16 protein-coding genes are annotated in these 19,906 nt (G+C 25.7%); 2 read left to right on the top strand and 14 right to left on the bottom strand.

Features of this window, described 5'->3' with window-relative positions:
* The 13 genes from NON08_RS12770 to NON08_RS12710 form a co-directional block, all read right to left on the bottom strand.
* The gene (locus NON08_RS12770; protein WP_256692003.1) at positions 1 to 2,583 is read right to left on the bottom strand and encodes a hypothetical protein; all 2,583 of its coding nucleotides are present in this window, start codon (positions 2,581 to 2,583) and stop codon (positions 1 to 3) included.
* 9 nt (positions 2,584 to 2,592) lie between these two features.
* The gene (locus tag NON08_RS12765) at positions 2,593 to 6,009 is read right to left on the bottom strand and encodes a tubulin-like doman-containing protein (RefSeq protein ID WP_256692002.1); all 3,417 of its coding nucleotides are present in this window, start codon (positions 6,007 to 6,009) and stop codon (positions 2,593 to 2,595) included.
* 14 nt (positions 6,010 to 6,023) lie between these two features.
* Positions 6,024 to 8,171, bottom strand: a complete 2,148-nt coding sequence (locus tag NON08_RS12760; RefSeq protein WP_256692001.1) for a hypothetical protein — start codon at positions 8,169 to 8,171, stop codon at positions 6,024 to 6,026.
* 522 nt (positions 8,172 to 8,693) lie between these two features.
* Complete coding sequence (locus NON08_RS12755) at positions 8,694 to 9,071, bottom strand: hypothetical protein (RefSeq protein WP_256692000.1); 378 nt, start codon at positions 9,069 to 9,071, stop codon at positions 8,694 to 8,696.
* The gene (locus NON08_RS12750; protein WP_256691999.1) at positions 9,064 to 9,954 is read right to left on the bottom strand and encodes a hypothetical protein; all 891 of its coding nucleotides are present in this window, start codon (positions 9,952 to 9,954) and stop codon (positions 9,064 to 9,066) included. Before NON08_RS12750 ends, NON08_RS12755 begins: the two co-directional genes overlap by 8 nt.
* Complete coding sequence (locus NON08_RS12745) at positions 9,924 to 10,505, bottom strand: class I SAM-dependent methyltransferase (RefSeq protein WP_256691998.1); 582 nt, start codon at positions 10,503 to 10,505, stop codon at positions 9,924 to 9,926. Before NON08_RS12745 ends, NON08_RS12750 begins: the two co-directional genes overlap by 31 nt.
* Positions 10,505 to 12,859, bottom strand: a complete 2,355-nt coding sequence (locus tag NON08_RS12740) for a DEAD/DEAH box helicase family protein (protein WP_256691996.1) — start codon at positions 12,857 to 12,859, stop codon at positions 10,505 to 10,507. Before NON08_RS12740 ends, NON08_RS12745 begins: the two co-directional genes overlap by 1 nt.
* A gap of 219 nt (positions 12,860 to 13,078) precedes the next feature.
* Positions 13,079 to 13,624: a hypothetical protein gene (locus NON08_RS12735; protein ID WP_256691995.1), complete on the bottom strand. Its 546-nt coding sequence runs from the start codon at positions 13,622 to 13,624 to the stop codon at positions 13,079 to 13,081.
* 1 nt (position 13,625) lies between these two features.
* Positions 13,626 to 14,588, bottom strand: a complete 963-nt coding sequence (locus NON08_RS12730) for a GTPase domain-containing protein (RefSeq protein ID WP_256691994.1) — start codon at positions 14,586 to 14,588, stop codon at positions 13,626 to 13,628.
* A complete protein-coding gene (locus tag NON08_RS12725) occupies positions 14,581 to 15,819 on the bottom strand; it encodes a GTPase family protein (protein WP_256691993.1) in 1,239 nt (412 codons plus the stop codon). The genes NON08_RS12730 and NON08_RS12725 overlap by 8 nt, the downstream gene beginning before the upstream one ends.
* An 8-nt stretch (positions 15,820 to 15,827) precedes the next feature.
* Entirely contained in the window at positions 15,828 to 16,523 is a 696-nt protein-coding gene (locus NON08_RS12720; RefSeq protein ID WP_256691991.1) for a DUF3944 domain-containing protein, read from the bottom strand.
* Positions 16,524 to 17,375 carry a WYL domain-containing protein gene (locus NON08_RS12715; RefSeq protein WP_256691990.1) on the bottom strand — a complete coding sequence of 284 codons (852 nt, stop codon included), beginning with the start codon at positions 17,373 to 17,375 and terminating at the stop codon, positions 16,524 to 16,526.
* A 143-nt stretch (positions 17,376 to 17,518) separates the two neighbouring features.
* Positions 17,519 to 17,914: a hypothetical protein gene (locus tag NON08_RS12710; RefSeq protein WP_256691989.1), complete on the bottom strand. Its 396-nt coding sequence runs from the start codon at positions 17,912 to 17,914 to the stop codon at positions 17,519 to 17,521.
* Positions 17,915 to 18,497: 583 nt separating this feature from the next.
* Here NON08_RS12710 and NON08_RS12705 point away from each other — a divergent pair.
* Together NON08_RS12705 and NON08_RS12700 are read left to right on the top strand one after the other, a co-directional pair.
* A complete protein-coding gene (locus NON08_RS12705; protein ID WP_256691988.1) occupies positions 18,498 to 18,647 on the top strand; it encodes a hypothetical protein in 150 nt (49 codons plus the stop codon).
* Positions 18,648 to 18,675: 28 nt separating this feature from the next.
* A complete protein-coding gene (locus NON08_RS12700) occupies positions 18,676 to 18,873 on the top strand; it encodes a hypothetical protein (RefSeq protein WP_256691987.1) in 198 nt (65 codons plus the stop codon).
* 237 nt (positions 18,874 to 19,110) lie between these two features.
* On the opposite strand, the gene NON08_RS12695 is transcribed toward NON08_RS12700, so the two are convergent.
* Positions 19,111 to 19,701 (bottom strand): sigma-70 family RNA polymerase sigma factor, encoded by a 591-nt coding sequence (locus tag NON08_RS12695; RefSeq protein ID WP_256691986.1) that lies wholly within the window; start codon positions 19,699 to 19,701, stop codon positions 19,111 to 19,113.
* Positions 19,702 to 19,906: the final 205 nt, after the last annotated feature.

The raw sequence follows: 19,906 nt of genomic DNA, 5'->3' as shown, positions 1-19,906 counted from the left end.
TTAAACCACCGCCTCACTATATATCTTATCTTCACTTAATGAAATCGAATGACAACCAAATAAATATTGAGGACTTATTAGATTTTCTTGTTGATTTATGTAAATAATAAGATCTTTATATTGAGCAATCTCTATGTATTTACAAGGATTAAATCTACTATTTTCAAAAGGAGCTTTTTTATAATCTAACTCTGGGAGTTTTATATTAAATGTTTCGTTTAAATAATCTTGTTCATCAGTTCCCCTCTTAGCAATATTACTAACTATTCTTTTTAATTCACTAGCATTTTGACAATGTAAATCTATTTGATTCTTATAGTATTCTAAAAGTTCTTGTTGCTCATTTAATTCTTCCTCTTTTCTTTTAGCCAACTGATAATTTTTTTCTGCAATTCTAATCTCTATCTCTTTATCTATATGTTCTTTTTTTAATTCCATTTTTCTAGTTAAAATATTACTATAGTCATTTCTTTCTCTAGTTGCAATATTTAAAAAATTATTTATTTTAGTTTTTAACATACTCAATAGTATTAAAATAATTGCAGATATTATAACTGCTGTCATAACTACATTTGCTCCTATAGCTAAAATACTTTCTATATTTTTATAATATCCATAGATAAAAATTTGAATAAATGATAATGACATTAATTTTACTAAATCTCCGCTTGTTGGACGTTTTTGAAGTAGACTTTTCAAATCGTTTGAATCTAAACTTTTTTCAATCTTTTTTCTCCAATTGTTTTTTATATCAATTTCAATTTTTTCCTCTATAACACCAATCTCTTTTCTTAATTCATCTAATCTTGATTTTTTTTCTGCTACTTCCTGTTCTATTGTTATTTCTACTTCTTTTTTTCCTCTTGGAGTTGTTAAAAATCTATTTTTATTACTTTGATATTCAAATAAAGCTTCACTTGACTTATCTAAATAATCAGAAAATCCTCTTTCAACATCATTAATCCATTCAAAATAAAAATCAATATCATTTGATTTAAACATTTTTCCAAAATTCGGAGTATCAATTTTAGATATGTTTTTTAATACTCCTAAATTGTTAAATGATTCATTTGTTGGAGTATAATATTCAATCTGCAAATTAGATTTTAGACTTTTCTTTTCAGCTTCTATTCTACTTTTTTCTCTACAAAGAATTTCAATATATCTATCAAAAATCATATTATTATAATTTTTTTTGTAGTCTATATTTTCTAAATGGAAATATCTTCCATTATATATATAACTTTCTTTTTTCTCTGCATATTCAACTAAAAATAGAATAAAGTAAGATAATTTAAGAAGATTTTGATTAAATTCTAATGTATTCTTTTTTTCAAAAGGTACTCTAAAAATCTTATAATTGTTCTGTCTTGTTGCTCTTTCTAAACTATAATTCTCTTTTAATAAATCCTTTAATACTTCTCCTGGATTTATAAGTTTTCCCTCTCTTAAAGATTTTTCACTTATAACAATTTCTAATTTCTTTTTTATAAATCTATCTTTAAATCTCTCCCCAACTTGTTTTATAGTTCTTCTATTAACATATATATTATTTGCTTGCTCATCAGCTTTTAAATTTAAAGATTTAAGACCTTCTAATTTCTTTTCGATTATTTCATCAATTATTTTTTCAATTTCAACTCTTATAATCTTTAACTTTTCTATATAAGAACTACTTAAGTTAAATAACTCTTCTCCTGAAAGAGATGGATTGTTTTTAACCCAAAACTCCTCTAATCTTAAAATGTCATTTTTATTAAATAAATACTCATAATAATAACCATCCATTTTTAAAGTAGATAACATTACATTTTTTATATCTAATTTTTTAATAGAATCTACTCTCATCTTAAAATCATGTTCTAAATCATTTCTTAATTTTTTCTTAAAAAGTTCATATTTTTTTATATGACTTCTTACTGCAGAATCATCTATAGATCCTATAATATTTTCATCTATAGCCTCTCTTTTTATTTTTATAAGACTATCAATAGAATAAAAAATCTCTTTTAAAGAATCTACTTTATCCTTTTCTGAATCAGACAATCTTTCATAGTTATTACTTGAAAATTCTACATTCTCTATGTTTTTTACTAATTTTTTCCATTCATTTTCAATTTCTACTAACTCTTCAAAATATATTATAGGAGCAAGAGTATATCCTTTTTTGTCTAACTCTTCAGCTATCGCTGCATTTACATTAAATGGAGTTGAAACAAAGTCTCTTTCTAAATCGTCTATTGTAATAAAGTTTATATAATCAGCTTCTAATCTCTCTTCTGATAATTTATTTAAAAGTTCCTCTTTTATATTTAAAACTCTATTAGTCAGATTCTTATTAAAGCAAATATTTTTATTATCACAAATAGGTACAAGGAATAGTAATTGAAACTCTTTTTTTGATTTTTTTAAATGACTACTGTTATATATATAGTATTTTATTTCATTAAATATATCCTCATTATTCTTAGTTGAAGAGTTTATAATTTTTATTTTTTGTTCTTTTAAATATGGATAAAAATAGAGCTTTGTCAGCTCTATATTATCTATATCTTTATCAAAATTAACTAAAAATGTTATCACTTATTTCACCTATCCTCTAGCTTTGTCTTGAATCAATTCCTTTAAATCCCCATATGTTGATTCTTTCAGTTTTTCAATTCCTAGGCTAGAACCAACCTCTTTTAGAGTTGATTCTACTCTAGCGTGAATTTTATCTTTTAAATCCATTATAAAACCTACTCCCTTATCACTTTCAGTATATTTTGAAGATTCATTTAAAGCTGAGGCTATATAAGAAGCTGATATTTCTGAGGCTGTTGTTTTTCTGTACTCTCCAAAAAATTCAATCATATAATCTTGTGTTTGTTCCATAAATATATTTAATAGTTCCATTATTTTTATTTCTGATTCTTTTCTTTTAGATGGTTCGCTATCATTTACATATCCTATTAAAATATCTATAATATTTCTATTATTCGTTGAATTTGCTAAAGAAATATACTTATGATTTTCTAAACTGTGTCTTTGAAGCTCAAAATCTTCATTCTTTTTATCTTTTACTCTTGTATTAATATCATCTACAAAGTATGGAGCATATCCTAATCCTTCTAATAAATTAGGGTATAAAGTTTTTATCGGTGTATTTCCTATCTCTATTGTCTTTGAACTTCCCTCTCTTTCTTTGAATGTCCAAATTGATTTACCATCATCTTTTCTTTGTTGGATAATATCATATAAAAGTCCATTTATAAAACCTTTTGCTACAGCTTTTTTATCTATGTCAGCTTGCTCATCGTTTATATCTGGCATATAATTTATTAAATGCCATCTTTTATCCAAGTGTGGTGTTACTGTTAATTCGTTTCTATTTAACTTTTCAATTACCTCTTTGTACGCAGAATAATAAACTCCATCCTCTGTTTCTTTTTGTACATTTCCTGGTGCAAATTTATCAAAGTCTTGTGCTCTTAACCCGTGCATTGAAAGATATTTTACTATTTCATACTTAGAAAAACCATTACTTTCTACAGTGTTTTTATTTCCACCATTATTCGAAAATAAATCTTGCTGCTGTTGTTCTGATAAATTTTCTAAAACAGTTGGATTTATTCCCCATAAATCTAAGAAATTAACTCCTTTCTTTTGTGAAAATGGCTTAGCTCTATTTTTTATATTTCTAATATAATTATCTATTGCATTATTTTGTTCTTCACTATAGATACCTTTCAAATCACATTCTTTTCTAATTGCAGTTATTATATCCATATCCAATACTTCACTTGCTTTTATCTTACTAACGTAGCTATCCTTTATTTTATCTCCAAATATATCTTTCATTTGACGAGATAATTTATGATTTTCATTTTTTCTTCTAGCTATAAATCTAGCATACTTCTCTTTAAAGATTTCATTATAACTATCTTTTATAATATTTTCTGTATCTATATTTTTTATTAGACCTTCATACAACTTATTTTTAGTTTCTTTTTCAGAAAGTACGTATACTTTACTAACGTCATTCTTTTCATCATGATTTTTTTCTAAATTGTGATACTTAATTGAAAAATCTGTCATAATCTCTTTTAAAGCTCTAAAAAATCCTTCTTCATTATGTTCAATCATTTCATCTATAGCTTTTAAAAGATCTGTATAAACACCTAACTCAATCTTCTTCTGGCAATAATTACCTACTCTTCTAAATTGTTTTGTTGCTTTGTCTGCATATTCAGTTGCAAAAGTTTTTTGAGCTCTATTAAATACACCAAATAAACCTGATGATTTTGAAATCGCTTCATCTAAAGCTTCCTTTGCACTTTTGCTATCTCCAAAATCACTCATATATTTTTCAGAACCCTTATATAAAGTAGTAACTTCCTCTTCTAAACCTCTAACTTTTTCAAGTAAAATATTTTTCAACTCATATAAGAAATATCTACTAGCTATGGGACTTAAAGCTTCTCCATCACTTTTACCAGAAAGCCAGTATCCTAATTGATGAGGAAACTTGCTAATATCATTTTCTTCAATTAAGATTAATGGTAACATATCTGTAACAATCATATTCTTTTTATCATCAATAGAATTCATAACGCTTTTTTTGTATCTCGCTAAATGACTTTCAAAACTTTCCACTTCATTTCTAAGTTCATCACTTTTACCATTTAAATTTGTTTGAATAGGAGCTTTATAATTCGTATACTCTTTATACTCTTTTGCAGATTCAATATCTCCCTGGATTCTTTGCTCAATACTATTTAAAAATTCTTGAGTTTTCTTAGGACCTAACTCATTATCTTTTAAAATAACATGTAATGATCTATTTAAATTTTTAAAGAAAACATCTCCATTTTTAACTTCATTATCAAATAATTCATTCATTCTTATATATTTTTTAGGAACTTCACGATGAATACCCTGCTTTTTATAATTTTCATACTCATCAAGTTCATTTTCAAAAAGAGTATCTAGTTTTAACCATTTTTGATTTAGACTTTCATTTGCTAATCTATATGCATTATAATCTATTAAATCATTATATGGGTATATTAGTGATGCTACTCCCGCACTAGCATATCTTGCTCTTCCATTATTTTCAATTACATTTACAAGCATATTAATTTCGTCTGATGATGCTTCTCCTGCTATATCACTAAACAGTTGAAGATAAACTGTTTTTGCCACATGATCTAGATAATGGCTATAACTTCCTAAACTTTTTCCATCAGTATTTTCATAGTCATAAAGGAATATAAAATCATATGGATTTTTAGTTACTTTTTCATCATCCTTCATTCCTGGTTTATATGCTAATTGAATATTTACACTGTGATCAGTTCCTGAAGACATTGTAGATCTTATAATTGCATCTAACTCTTTTAAACAAGCATAACCATTTGCTCTTATATTTCTTATATGTGTCCCATTTAAAACATTATTTTTTATTAAAATATCAGGTAGTATAAATGAACCTCTTATTGTCACAGATTTTCCCTCTTTTTGGAAATAATCTCTTAAATATAAAGCTGTTTGTAAAAATATTCCAGATCCAGTTCCCCCCGCTAAAGAACTTACAATCATAATTCTAATTTCTTCAGCATGACTTTCTCCATTTAACTGAGAAAATGCAGATAACTTTGCTTCTAAATCTTTTAGTCTTCCACTCCCAATAGAGTCCATATAAGCTAATCTTGATATTGCTCTTACCTGTCCAGCTCCTGTTAAAAATTGAGTATTTAAAATTGTTGGCGAATCTGTTGGAAACCACTCTGTTGCATTAGATTTATGAATTTCATCCTTTGCTAAACATTTTCTAACAGTTAAGTCAGAACTTGTAATAGTAATATCTTTTTCCTTTAATCCTAATTTTTTAGCAGCGTTTACATCAGTATCGAAAACATGTACTATCACTTTTTTTCTTTCATCTTCAGGAATTGCATTGTAAACATCCGTTACAATTTTACTTCCTATTCCCCCTAAACCTATTATAAGTGCTGGTTTATTAGCCATTTTCATCCCACTCCTTATTTTTCTATTTTATATATATATTTTTTTCTTCCAGAATTATCAAAGACAAACTCGATATTGTCCTCATTATATAATCTATAGATCTCTTTTTTTCCAGTTTTTAACTCATCCTTATCAATATAATCTCCGTTAATGTAAACTTTATTTACAGAGCTTCTATTAAATAATTTAGCAAAACTTTCTGCAGTTATTCCAACAAATCCTTTATTTGCTACAAAGATAAATCCATCAATATTACATTCATCATCCTTATATGGTGTTATAGTATTTAAAAAAGTAGATTTTAATACCTTTCTTATAACAGGTTTTTTAAAATTATCTTGAATCTCCTCTATTATAATTTTTTCTTCCTTTTTAAATCTATTTTTCTTAATATACCCAATTATAAGAATTAAACCAGTCAATAGTAATATTCCTTTTAATATTAAATTTCCAAAAGCAGACCAAAAACTAATTTTTTCTAAAACTAATACTCTTTGATCTTTAAAAATCTTATTTTTTTCTTTATTTTCCAAAGTTACTTCAACTTTTTTTTCTCCTTGAGGATTTTTAAAATTTAAAACTCCTGAATATAAATCTGGAGTATATTCCCATCCATATGAATTAACTAAATCTATGTATTTTTTTTCAGATAGTTTTCCACTCATATCACTTTTTAGTTTTATCTCAATTTTAGAAATATCTTCCTCTGATAAATTATTTCCATTAATTTTAGGAATAATATAAAATTGCTTTTTAACTAAATCTTCTTGTGTTAAAAAATCATTTATTTCAGAAAATATATCAACCGACATAATGTAAGGTTTTGGTGGCTCCGGCTTTGGTGGTTCTGGTTTTGGTTCTTCTATTTTTTTTATAACTTTTGGCTTTGGAGAAGTCCCCTCTATAATATAGATATCTGATTGATAGTAGAAATATCCTGGAAACTCTGCTGTTCCATCAATAGATTTTCTACCTTTTTCTATTTCTAAAACTCCTTCATAAATATTTTTTTCTTTATTATATTTCAATGGAATTTTTTTATTACCATAATTTAAGATAACTTCAGTTCCATCTACATAATCCAACAATTCATTTGAATCGCCTTTTAATAATTTAGCAGTTACGTTAAACTTTTCTTCAGATGGTATTTCTAATAAACCATTTTTTAATTCTTTACCTTCTTCATCTAATAAGCTTACCTTAAATTTAGCTGATACTTCTGGTAAAACCTTAATATTTTTAGTTACATTTTCTTTAAACTCCAATATAATTTTATTATTGTTTCCTTCAATATGAATTACATTAGCTGCTAATAATATTTTTCTTTCATTTTTTAATGGCTTATATTGCTTATCGATATTTATTTCTTTTCCATCAATATAGATTTTCTCCAAGGTATTTAGTTTCTCTTCACCCTCTGCTTGATCTAAAAATATTATTTTAGATAAAGGGAACAAACTATTGAATTCTAATTTGTTGTTATTAACACTATAGATATCGTCTAAACTTTTAGATGATTTTGATGTTAAAAGTTGAGCAATCTCTCTCATTTTTGTTATAATATCTTTTTGATTTGAGGCTTTAAATATTTTTGGAAACTCTCCTTCTCCAAAAATTTCTTTCCAGACTCTTATTCCTTCTTGATTTTCATATTTTTCTAATTCTTTTTGATTTGATCCGATTAATAAAAAAATTGGTTTTAAATTAATTTTTTGAACTGATTTTGAAATAGCATTTTTTACATTTTCTATATTAGAAATTGGCTTTCCATCTTCAAATTCACCATCAGTTATTACTATTAACCAATTTGATTCATCTTTTGAAGATGTTTTATCCATATAATCTACTATTGTTTCTATACTTCTATAAGGTGTTACTTGTGATTTTGCTACTAAGTTTTTTTCAAAATATTTTAATTCACTATTAATATCCTTTAAATTTACTATAGTTTTATTTCTAAAATCCTCCTTAATATCACTCATTCTAGTAATTGTTAAATTATCATCTTCACTCAAAAGTGATGCTAAAGTTTGCAATGCATAGTTAGCATAAATGTCTCGACTTTCTTTTTTCATTGATAAAGAATCATCGTATACCACATATATATTTTTGCTTAAAACTATCTCAAAAAATAACAAAAATATACATAAAATTCGTTTCATAATTCCTCCCCCTATACCCTACATTTTTTATTGTTTTTTATATGACTATATTGACTCATTATACTACTTTTAGACTTGTTTTTCTACTTATTAAAAATAAAAAATGATTTTATAAAAAAACGTCAGACTCTACATCTGACATTTTTTAAAATATTATAATTGAGATTATCTATTTTATTATAAAATTTATCTATTGAGTTCTGTTAGTCGATATTTTTTACATATTTTATAAAATTTACGTTTATTATATAATAGTTCATATTCTAGAATTTATCTATTTGAAATTTTTTTATTTTTTTTTAAATTTTCTTCAAGAGTGTATATAATATAGTACATTTTTACAAAATAATTACATTTTTATGATTAATTTATATAATTAAACTTACTCCTCCTAAATCACTCTTCATATTTACTAATTTTTTCTAAATAAAAAAGTAGTAATCCTTTAAATTACTACTTTTTTAACTCATTATTAAATTTTATCTTATACTTAATTATATAAATGTTTTATTTAAAACTTTCTTAAATATACCAAACTATAAACTCATTCTCATTCTCTTTAACTCTTATTCTCTTTGAAGCCAAAAGTCCATTTAAAAGTCTTTCAACCTCTTCTGGATTATCCTCTAATCTTGCAGCAACAGCATCACCCTCAGGTGTTCTAGTAGATTTAAAGAAATCTATTAAAAACTCCTCTGCATCAGTAAAAGCATCCATATTTTTAGCATATCTTAATATCTCATCTCTTTTTACATTTGGATTCTCTTGAAATATATCCTCTATAAACTTTTCTAAACACTCAACCTTATAGCTTAAAACTGAACTTTCTAAACTCTCATAAAACTTGTCACTTTTCTCTTTATCCCAATGCTTATAAAAAATTTTCTTAATTTTATCCATTTTCTTTCTCCTCCAAAACAATATTCCAAATATCTTTAATCTTTTGTGTTTTAAAATGTCTGTATATTGTTGTTTTCCCAGGGAGTTTTCCCTCTTTAGTTTTTTCCATAATTTCAACTATAGTTAAAGGAGCACCTTTTTCTAGATACTCTTTATACAGTAACTCTTTAATCTCTTCTAAAGTATAGATTTTCCCATCTGTAGTGGTTTTCTCCATACCTTTTTCCAACTCATCCCAAATACTCGAGATTTTAGTAGTCTTAAAAAACTTTAAAACTGTTTCTAATGTTGGCAAATCTGGATCTTGATTTATCTCTTTTTGAGAAAGTCTTCTTCCATATTTCTCTCTAGCCACCATTAAAAGTTTTACAATCTCCTCCTTAGAGTACATAGTCCCTAAATTAAATGTATAACCACATGACTCTTTAACATTTTTCCAGCTACCAAAACGTCTTAAAAGAACTGTTTCAGAGTATTTAAAGCCATACTTTTTAAGTTGAAGCATAGAAGCACCATTATATGCTCCAATTCTCTCTGAAAACTCTTTATACATCTCTAAAAGTTCTTCGTTACTTTCTTTTACACTATTTTTTATAAAAGCTGGAGTTATAATTTTTTTCTTAGCTTTCATTGTTGCTATTTGATACTCTTTATTTAAATGTAAATAGTTAATTAAATCCTGCCATACCTCAATATCCTTAAATCTTCTTTTTAAAGTAGGAAATGGGATAAATTTAGCTTTTTTATAAGCCACAGATGTAAATGCCTTATTCTCCATCATAACTTTACGGATAGCTTTTAGAAGCTCTTTATCCTCTAACTTTAAGAGTTCCTTATGGCTAGTACGCTTTACTATCCCTTTTTCAGAATCACATTGAGCCATTTTTCGTTCCCCCTTCCTGGCCTAACATCACCAGTTTCAAAAGTTGCACGGTAATAAAAATCTAATCCCTCTATTAGATTTAAAAATTTATCTTTAGTAAAACAAGTAAAACTTCTTCCATCCTTCTCGTAATTGTTTTCTCCATATTTAAAAGATGCATAAAGAACACCATCCTTTTTTAAAGCCTTATGACACCTTTTTATAGTTTCAAAAACTTCATCCTCTGTTAGGTGCAACAGTGACGCACACGCCCAAATTCCAATGAATCTGTCCTTATAATCTAAATCTTTCATATCTCCTATTATAACCTGTTGTCCAATATATTTACTTGCTTTTTCTGCTAACACTGGAGACAAATCTAAAGCTGTCACCTTATATCCTTTATCGATAAAATATTTAGCATCTCTTCCACTTCCGCACCCTAAATCTAAAATCTCTCCATCTATATCTGAAAGATTTTCCTCAAACAAACTGTATGTTGCACTCATATCTGCATTAACAGTATTATTAAAAAACTCCTCTGCATTATTATTATAAAACTCTACTGACATTATCCCTCCATATATTTCCTTCTAAAATAATTTATATTTCTATACTCTAATCTACTTAAAATATTCTCTAGTAACTCTTTATTTTCTATAACTTCTTTAAATAGTTCATCATTTAGTTTAAACTTATCATCTACAAAGCTGAAAAACTCTTTGTTTTTTTCATCTTTAGTTAAAAAATGTATTGGATTATCTTTGGCCAAAGCTTCAAACTTTTTTAAATCCCAACTTTTCCAATCATCATGCTTTTTGTTATTTAAATCCTTCCCATGTAAATCATCACTATAAAACTTTTTATAAAACTCCCCAATCTCTTTTAAGGCCACCTCTTCTTTTAATCCATCTTTAAACAAAGGCAGTAACAGAGGTATTTTATAGGATTTGGTCATTGCAGTTTTTTCTAAAAACTCCAAAAATTTAATAGCTCTTTCTGAAAATACCTTTTCTTCCTCTGTTAATTCATCAACCTCTTTTAAAAATTGATACCAGCTTTTATATTTTTGCAAATATGTATGAACTGGGAACTCTCCAAAGGTATAGACATCCATAATACTTGGATTTTTCCCTAAAATCTCTTTAACTCTTAAAAAATCTTGATACAATTTCTCCTTTAAATTATCCCTTTTATCTTTACTTTGTTCAAAGTACTCTATTATTTTAAAATCAAAGTTTGCACTACATCCACTTGGCAAAACAAAGTTTGAATCTAAAGGAGATATTGGCTTTCTTTCTCCCTTAAAACTTCCCGATAAAAAAGCTGGTCTTAACTCTGCCCCTTTAAAGTTTCCTACAAAATCTAAAACTCGAAGCTTTTCTTTTCCCTCAAAAGTTCTAAGTCCTCTCCCCAATTGCTGAATAAATATTGTATAGGAGTTTGTTGGTCTTAAAAATAAAATTGTATCTATACATGGGATATCTACCCCTTCATTAAATACATCCACAGTAAATATAATATCTAATTTTCCCTCTTTAAATTTAGAAATTATCTCCTGCCTTTTCTCCACCGATGTATCCCCAATAACTATCTCACTTTTTATATTTTTATCATTAAAATATTTATGCATAACTTTACAGTGCTTAACACTGGCACAAAAAGCAACAGTGGAGGTTTTTCTAAACTCCATATATTTTTTATGAACAAGTTCCAATCTTTTTTCAACAATCAAACTATTTTCCAAAGCTTCTAAATCATATTTTCCACTTCTCCAAGGTATTAGAGAATAATCTGTATCATCATAGATTCCAAAATATTCAAAAGGAGTAAGCCACCCATTATTGATACCAACTCTAAAGTCACACTCATAGGCGATATTATAGTCACATAGTCTATACACATCTCCATTGTCAGCACGGTCTGGCGTTGCAGTGAGCCCTAGCAAAAACTTAGGTTTAAAATAATCTAAAAGTTTCAAATAACTTGGAGCACTACCATGATGAAACTCATCTATCACTATATAGTCAAAGTATTCTTTTGAAAAATAGTCATCTATTAAATACTCATCCTTTGAAAGTGTTGTCACTGTTGCAAATGTTATATCTTTGGCTACCTCTTTCTTGTAACCATTGAAAAAGCCATAACTTTTACTGTCTTTATATACAGTTTCAAATGTTTTTTTAGCATCTCTTAATATCTCATCTCTATGAGCCACAAACAATATCTTATTAAAACTCATACTATCAAAAGCTGAAAGGTATGTTTTACCAAGTCCTGTCCCAACAACAACCATAGCTTTTTTATAGCCCTCCTCTCTAGTTTTAGAAAGTTCATAAAGAGCCGGTACTTGAAACTTTATAGGTTCCAATTTTTTTGTAATCTCTATTGGTGGTTGAGGATCTATTAGTTTTTCAAAATCCTTTTTCTCATAGGACTTTTCATAATCTCTTAGCCAATCTAAAGTTAGATTAAAACTACATCTTTCATAAAGTTCTTCAAACTCTAATAAAATATCATTTATATTCTCCTCCTTAGAATCTCCACTAAAATAGTAGTTCCACTCTACTCCTGAAACTAATGCAGAGTAAGAAATATTGGAAGATCCAACATAGATTTCAATCTTGTTTTTATTTTTAAATATATATGTTTTTGGATGAAAAGATCTGTTAGAAGGGTTATTAAATATTTTAACTCCTGGAATATCAAGCAGTCTATAAAGTGCATTTGGTTCTGTTACCTTCATATAATCGCTTGTTAATATCTTTATATTTTTTCCAGCAGCCTTTGCTTTTTGTAACTCTGGAATTAAAAGTTTTAATCCTGAATCGCGAATAAAAGAGACATTCATTATTATCTCTTCACAGCTATTTATAGAATTTTTCAAAGTCTCATACATTGTCATTTTATTATTAGATATTAGCATTATCTCCCCCTAAAATACCACCTTATCATATAGGCTTATAATAACATAAAACTGTACAATATCCAAGATAATAAAATAAAGATAAATTAGTTTTTATCTTACAACTAATTTATCTTTATTTATCAATTTATTTAAAAAAATTATTCAACTAAATATAAGAATTGTTAGATTTGTTTAAATTTTTTGATAATTTCTCTTTACTTTCTTACTTTTTTATACTTATCTTTTCCAAAATGGTTTTTTGCTATTTTCCCAAGAGTCGATACCTTTTTTACTAATAAACGTTGCAGCAACTATCGCTGTTAAAGTAGTAACTGCTTTAACTGCAGTTTTAGTCAAATCGTTAGTCGAATTTATTTTAGTTTGCTTCAACTTAGTATTCTCTTCCATAGCCTTCATTCTAATATCCTTATCTTCATTAATATTAGTTATTATAATCGATAATTCTTTTTCTAAATCTTTACAAGATTCTAAAGCATTTTCATAAAATTTTAAACATTGTTGAAGTACTTCTTTAGTTATATCAAGACCAGCTTTACTAAAATTAGAAAATAATTCTGTTTCTTTAAAATCATTTTCTATTTTTTTTAGTATTTCTTTATGTCTTCTTTCATCTGATTTATCCATCATATTTGTTATATTTTCAACACTCCCTAAAGCTACTTCTGAAAATACTTTAGATATTTCTGCAGAAAAAGGAATTCCACCTTCAATTAATTTATTTTGTAAATTATTTGAAAAAATTTCTGTTGCTTTATTAGACATTTTATACCATCTCCTCTAATTTTAATTTTAGCTCTTCTAAAACTTTTTTCTTAAATTTAATATTATTTATATTTAAGTCTATATTTTTATTTAATATTTCAAATATATTTTGAGTTTCTTCTTCAATAACTTTAAAACTATTTTCAAAATAATCTATATTTTGTGGATTTTCAGTTAATTGAGTTATTATAGCAACCCCTTTATTTATTTTATGTTCTAAAATTTTCTTAATATCTAAAATTTCAATTTCCCATTTTTCTTCCAATAAATATTTTAATTTTTTTTGATTTGTAAAAACTCCTATCTCTTTATTCAAAAAAACAATTTCATTTTCTAACCAATCCTTTAAATTAGATTTTATATTTTTAAAGATTTTGAAATTTAATTTTGAATATAATTCTCTTGAGATATCTCGAGAAAGGTCTTTTAATATTTTATCCTTTCCAAAAGGATATTTTTTTTCACCTGTTCTAAGTAATTTTTCCTCACTACAAATTTCAAATATATTAATCTTTGGAAATTCTCGTAATAGTATTCTTTTCAAAGCTTCTTTTTCATAATCTTCTGCTATATCACTCTTTGTTAGAAGAATACATACACTTTGGCTATTTGTTAATAAATAAGAAATTATATCCAAATCAGTTTTTTCTATTCTGGCTCCTTTTGAAGAAATACAATAAAAAACATTATGAATCCAAGTTGTAATATCTAGTCCCTTTTCTGCTAAAAAAAATTTATCATCCAACATTTTTTTCCATTTTAAAAAATTATTTGCTTCAAGACCAGAACTATCGAAAATACAGTGAATATATGAATTTTTTTGTATTTCATATTTATGAAACCCAAATGGTGTCACTGGTTTTCCAACTCCAGCTGCAGAAATAACTCCCTCATAAAAATAATTTATAAAACTACTTTTTCCAGCTCCAGTTTTACCTAAAATCAACGTATTTATCTTATACATAGCAATTTTCTCCTCCTTCTTCAGCTAAAAAATTAACAAGAACTGAAGAAAGAGCTGGGTGAATTTCAGCAGAAATTTTTTCTAAAAAATAATCTAATTTATTTTCTAATTGTTCGATTATACTTATAGGTTTCTCCGTTTCATCTGAGTAAAAAGATTTTTCAAATTCATATAATATATTTGAAAAAATATATCCAGAAATATACGTTGTTATTATTGAGAATGCAGCTTTACTCAAAAGTTGAATATACATTTTAAAAGTTTTTAAAATTTTATCTAGTCCTTTACTTAACAAATTAATTATTATCGAAATTATGCTGTTATATGACAATTCATTTATTATTTTCCCGTTTAGTATATTTTCAAATTCATAAATTTCAAGAATCTGTTTAAATAAATTATAACGATTAAAAAGTTCTGTTATATTTTTTAATGATTCATTTTCTGAGATTTTTTCCATCATCATAGATTGGGAAATGTTTAAAATAAAATTAAATTGAGGCGATTGATTCTCTAATTTTTCTTCTGTAAACTTATTTAAAATATCAATGCTTACACTTTGTACACCTGATACAAGAGCAAACTGTAAACATTTTTTATTAGAAGTTTCTTTTTTTAAATCAAGATTAACTTTTTGTTTTTTTATAAAATTATCTCTTACTATTTCAGGAAGCCACTCTAAATTTCTATAGATTAATTCTACAGAATCCAAAGCAAGTTTATTACTCATTTCAAAAGGTTTTGTATTAAGCTCATTAGAAATTATTTGTTTCATAAATAGTGCTTCATTCTCAGTTACTAACTCAGATTGAGTCAAAATTAATATAACTTTTTTATTTAATTGTTCTAACATTTTAAAAGTATCTAAGTCTACTTCTGTTATTCTATGATTACAAGAAGCTATACAATACCAAACAACATGAACTTCTTCAATTTCTACAATCTCTTTAATTTTTGTTTTAAATGATTGTACATTATTTTCTCCTATTTCGTAGCCTTCACTATCTATGATTATTAAATTTTCATTTTCATATCTGGTACTTGACTTAGTTACAGGCATACCTGCTCCAAAATCTGCTAAATTTTCTTTGAAAATATTATTAATTAAAGAACTTTTTCCTACTCCTGTAGCACCTACTAGTAATATTCTAGGTTTCTTATTTTCATTTTTATATCTTTTATATTTTTCTTGGAATACTTTTTCAAATTTATTTTTACTTTTTGAGACCATATCAACTCCTAAAATTCATTAAATTCTTTAATTCTTCGTAACATAGAAATCTGAAGTACTGTTGGAATAGTAACTCGGTAAGCTGGACCTGTTATATCTGCTATTGTTTTTAAATGAATAAATGGAACTACTGATTTTATTAAGTGTTGAGCTCCTAACTTAATAGTAGTTTCAATTTGAAGTTTCTTTAAAACTACTGAATTTATAAATTGAAGTAAATAAATTTCTAAATGAACATTTTTTTCATTTAAAGTATTTTCCAAATCTTTCATTATTTCTACTAAAGAAAGATCGACACTATTAATTTTAGCTGTATCTAAAAGTTCTTTTCTTTCTTTTAAATCCATATTTTCAATTAATTCTTGCATCATATTTAAAAGAAAAATTTTTTCTATATCTCTTGTTCTTGAATCTTTATTTATTTTTATTTTTTTATTTTTGCAAATATCTATTAAAATCTCTTTATATAAAACTCCTTTTTTTCTAATAAAATTTAAAACAGAATTTCCTCCAAAACTTTGTATTTCTTCCAAGATATCCTCAATATATTTATCGTGATTTGGAAAATGGTTTCTAAAATTTTCTTTCTTTGATAGTTGCTCTGTAATTTTTCCATTACTTGTTATAATTTGAACAATTGCATCAAGTTCATTATTTGTAGAATTTTTCAAAAATTCTAAATCTTTATCATATAAATACGCCATTTAATCTCCTTTTTTACTTTTATTAGTTAAATAGTTTTCAATCATCATTTTTGCTCTTTCAATCATCTTCTCTCTTAAACTCAAAGGTTCTAATATCTCCACCATTTCCATAAATCCAGCAAAATAAAGCATTGCTTGGTAATCGTTAGCTTCAAAAATATAAATATCTCCTTCAGTTCCTTTGAGTTTAGGTCTATTACTTATAACTTGCTTATAATATTTTTCACCTTCTCGTGTAAATCTTACTTTTACTTCGTTACCAAAAGAAAGAAAAGGATTAAAATTTTCACTTAAATCTTTAATGTACTTTTCATCAAAAGGTTCTCGATTTAAGTTAGTTATAATAATATTACTAATATTTTTTATCCTGTAATTAACTATCTTCTCCTTATAATAACTATAGCTAACTAAATAATTTCTATTCTCTTTCTCTAAAGAGGCTATAAAATATGGATCTAAAATATCATCTCGATTTTTAAACTTAATCTCTATTCTTTTATTATTCTCTATTGCTACCTTTATACGCTCTAAATGCTCTTTAAAAACTATTAACTCTCTTTCATAAGAACTTTTCATAGCATATTCTGTTATCAATTGTCGAAAAAAATCTGCTTTTTTTAGTTTTTTATTTTCTAAAGTATCAAATTTTATAAAGTTTTCTTTACTTAAAGTAAATTGAAGAAGTTCAGTATCCTCTTTATAAACTGATTTTGATTTATCTTCACTATAATCAAAATTCATATTTTTGTATATTATGTTATAGTGCTTATTTTCATTAATTTCAAAATCTTCCTGATCTCGTTTTAAAATCAAAGCTATATTCTTTGGAACTGTGACTCTTAACTTTATCATTCTCCACCTCTATAATTTGTTCTATCTATATATTTTTTACTACACTTTACATAGTTTTACAATATTTTTTTTAAATTTAAGTAAACAATTGCATTTTTATTGCAATTTATGTTTTATTTTTTATCAAATTTATCCAATATATTTTAAAAATCAAGTATTTTTTTTAGTTTTAATTTTTTTTCTTTCATTTCACTATATCTTCCATAGTTTTCTCTAAAATCAACTATCTTGTACATTTTTTCTTGCAATATCATATAATTATCTATACTCTCTATCTTATAATATTCCATGCACTCTCTACTTAAGAAATATAAATTTGTTGCTGCTATTAACTCTTTTTTATCTTCTATTGAAGTTTCCCTATCTATTAATTTGTTCTCAATAACATCCATATTTTTCTCTATGCTTTTTAAAATCTCTCCATAATTAACTGTAAAATTATGTATCATTAAACTACTCATACCTAAAGTTGAAGCTATACCTAAACTTATAATCAAAACTGTTTTAAGAATTTTTACATTAAATTTTAATATTTTCATACTTTTATTCCTCCAATTTGATTTTAAATTTGTTCTATTGACTTTAGTTTTACAACATTTTAAAGCGTTCATCAATACTTTTTTAACTCTATTTTCCTAATTTGTTCTATATTTTTACTAGGTTTTCTTTTAAAATCAATGCTTTTAGTTTTAAATTTTGTAGTAACTTTTTAGTCAACTTTGAAGCCTCACAATAGCTAAACAGTCTCTAATCTCAAGATTAAGAAAATTTTCTACAAATCTATGAATAATATCCTTTACTTATATGATTTAATCAAAAAAATTATGGTACAAATTCAAATTCTCTGAAGAAAAAAGATTGTTATAATTTATAAAATGATGTAATAATATCTTAAGTAGAACAAATCAAAAAAATTTCAATCTATTAAAATAAGGAAGTGATTTAAATGATAACAATGGCACTATTGGGACTTATTGGAGTAATTCTATTTTTTATTGGAAAGTTAAGTATCATGCTAGTTATTATATGTCTTTGCTTTTGGGGTCTAAAAGTATTTACTATTTCTTCCGCTGTTCTATTTTTTATATTAATACTTATAAACCTATTAGGAGGAGGAATCTAATGATTATTCTGCTTATAATTTTATTAGTAGTACTTGTTCCTATATTACTTTTCTTATTTGGAGCTGTGGCTGTATTATTTGGAGCTCTATTAACATATTTAATTCCATTTTTAGTAGCAATAATATTTCTTGGTATAGTTTTTAGCTAGATATATATAGGGAAATTAAGGAGAATATATGGATTTGATAATAAACTTTATAACAGGAGCTGTTTCTTTAATAATTGGTATTATAGCACTCATTGGATTAGCTATTCTTAAAGGAGTAACTAGTATTCCTAGAAAAAGATCTTGGTGTTTCAATCGTTTAAATGTGAAACTTTCTTTAGAACCATTTAAAGAGATACTTGATTTTTTCTATACTAGAAAAAAATAAAAGGAATTTTCTTAAATAATACGTAACTATAAAGCAAGATAGTGTTTCTCCCCAAAGAAAACCTATTGCCCCTTATTAAAAGCTTTATTGATAAAAATAGCAGTTTCCTAGGCTGCTATTTTTTTCTTTATCAAAAAATTCCCCAAATTCATTTGTATATTTGCTTTTAGTTCTTTTATATTATTAATTTTATAAATAAAAAGGGTGAAAGTTTATCTTTCACCCTTTATTCTTATACTAATATCTAGTGTATTCTGATAAATATTCTAGAATTTTTTTTCTTGCTCTTTGAATTGCATTATCGATTTTCTTAGAAGGTTCTTCTAAAAGCTCTGCAATCTCATTATATTTATACTGTTTACAAGTGTAGAAAAGTACTTTCTTTTCTAAAGCTGTTAGATTTTTATTTAAAAACTCTCCTAACATCTCTATCAATTCTTTCCCTATGAGAATATCTTCTGGAGAATAAAAGTTTACAGATGGTTTTGCATATTGAACTAAATCATCTAAATTAGTATCACTATCTCCAATTATTGATGTATTTAACTTTTGGTTTCTATTTGAATTTGACGATTTTACTGCTGTAATAATCTGTCTTTTTATACATAGATTTGCAAAAGTACTAAAACACACTTCTCTTGTTTCGTCAAATGACTTCACTGCCTTCATAAGACCTATATACCCCTCTTGAAGTAGATCATCAATATCTCCGCCTTTTATAAAAAATTTTTTACTATTTCTTAAAATATCACTTTTGTATTTTAAAAAAACTTTTTCCATGGCCTCTTCATCACCACTTTTTGCCAACATCACATCTCTTTCATCCATTAGTCTCCCCCTTAACTATTTAACGGTAAAAAAAGTAAAATTAAACTCGGCTCTAGGCTATAAAAATTTTCAATTGTCCTTTGCTGTAAAAATAATACCATATATATTTTTTTATTTAAACGTTCCATTTTTTCTTTTTCATTCATAATTATTTGAAACAACTAATGATATTCTAATACATTTTTGGTAATTTATTTTTATTTTT

The sequence above is a fragment of the Cetobacterium sp. NK01 genome (assembly GCF_024506395.1).
In the GTDB taxonomy this organism is placed as follows: Bacteria; Fusobacteriota; Fusobacteriia; order Fusobacteriales; family Fusobacteriaceae; genus Cetobacterium_A; species Cetobacterium_A somerae_A.
This window is presented reverse-complemented; position numbering and strand designations above follow the sequence as displayed.

Coding starts and splice junctions, on each gene's coding strand:
- NON08_RS12765 (WP_256692002.1), bottom strand. CDS start 6,009: ATGGCTAATAAACCAGCACTTATAATAGGTTTAGGGGGAATAGGAAGT.
- NON08_RS12760 (WP_256692001.1), bottom strand. CDS start 8,171: ATGAAACGAATTTTATGTATATTTTTGTTATTTTTTGAGATAGTTTTA.
- NON08_RS12755 (WP_256692000.1), bottom strand. CDS start 9,071: ATGGATAAAATTAAGAAAATTTTTTATAAGCATTGGGATAAAGAGAAA.
- NON08_RS12750 (WP_256691999.1), bottom strand. CDS start 9,954: ATGGCTCAATGTGATTCTGAAAAAGGGATAGTAAAGCGTACTAGCCAT.
- NON08_RS12745 (WP_256691998.1), bottom strand. CDS start 10,505: ATGTCAGTAGAGTTTTATAATAATAATGCAGAGGAGTTTTTTAATAAT.
- NON08_RS12740 (WP_256691996.1), bottom strand. CDS start 12,859: ATGCTAATATCTAATAATAAAATGACAATGTATGAGACTTTGAAAAAT.
- NON08_RS12735 (WP_256691995.1), bottom strand. CDS start 13,624: ATGTCTAATAAAGCAACAGAAATTTTTTCAAATAATTTACAAAATAAA.
- NON08_RS12730 (WP_256691994.1), bottom strand. CDS start 14,588: ATGTATAAGATAAATACGTTGATTTTAGGTAAAACTGGAGCTGGAAAA.
- NON08_RS12725 (WP_256691993.1), bottom strand. CDS start 15,819: ATGGTCTCAAAAAGTAAAAATAAATTTGAAAAAGTATTCCAAGAAAAA.
- NON08_RS12720 (WP_256691991.1), bottom strand. CDS start 16,523: ATGGCGTATTTATATGATAAAGATTTAGAATTTTTGAAAAATTCTACA.
- NON08_RS12715 (WP_256691990.1), bottom strand. CDS start 17,375: ATGATAAAGTTAAGAGTCACAGTTCCAAAGAATATAGCTTTGATTTTA.
- NON08_RS12710 (WP_256691989.1), bottom strand. CDS start 17,914: ATGAAAATATTAAAATTTAATGTAAAAATTCTTAAAACAGTTTTGATT.
- NON08_RS12705 (WP_256691988.1), top strand. CDS start 18,498: ATGATTATTCTGCTTATAATTTTATTAGTAGTACTTGTTCCTATATTA.
- NON08_RS12700 (WP_256691987.1), top strand. CDS start 18,676: ATGGATTTGATAATAAACTTTATAACAGGAGCTGTTTCTTTAATAATT.
- NON08_RS12695 (WP_256691986.1), bottom strand. CDS start 19,701: ATGGATGAAAGAGATGTGATGTTGGCAAAAAGTGGTGATGAAGAGGCC.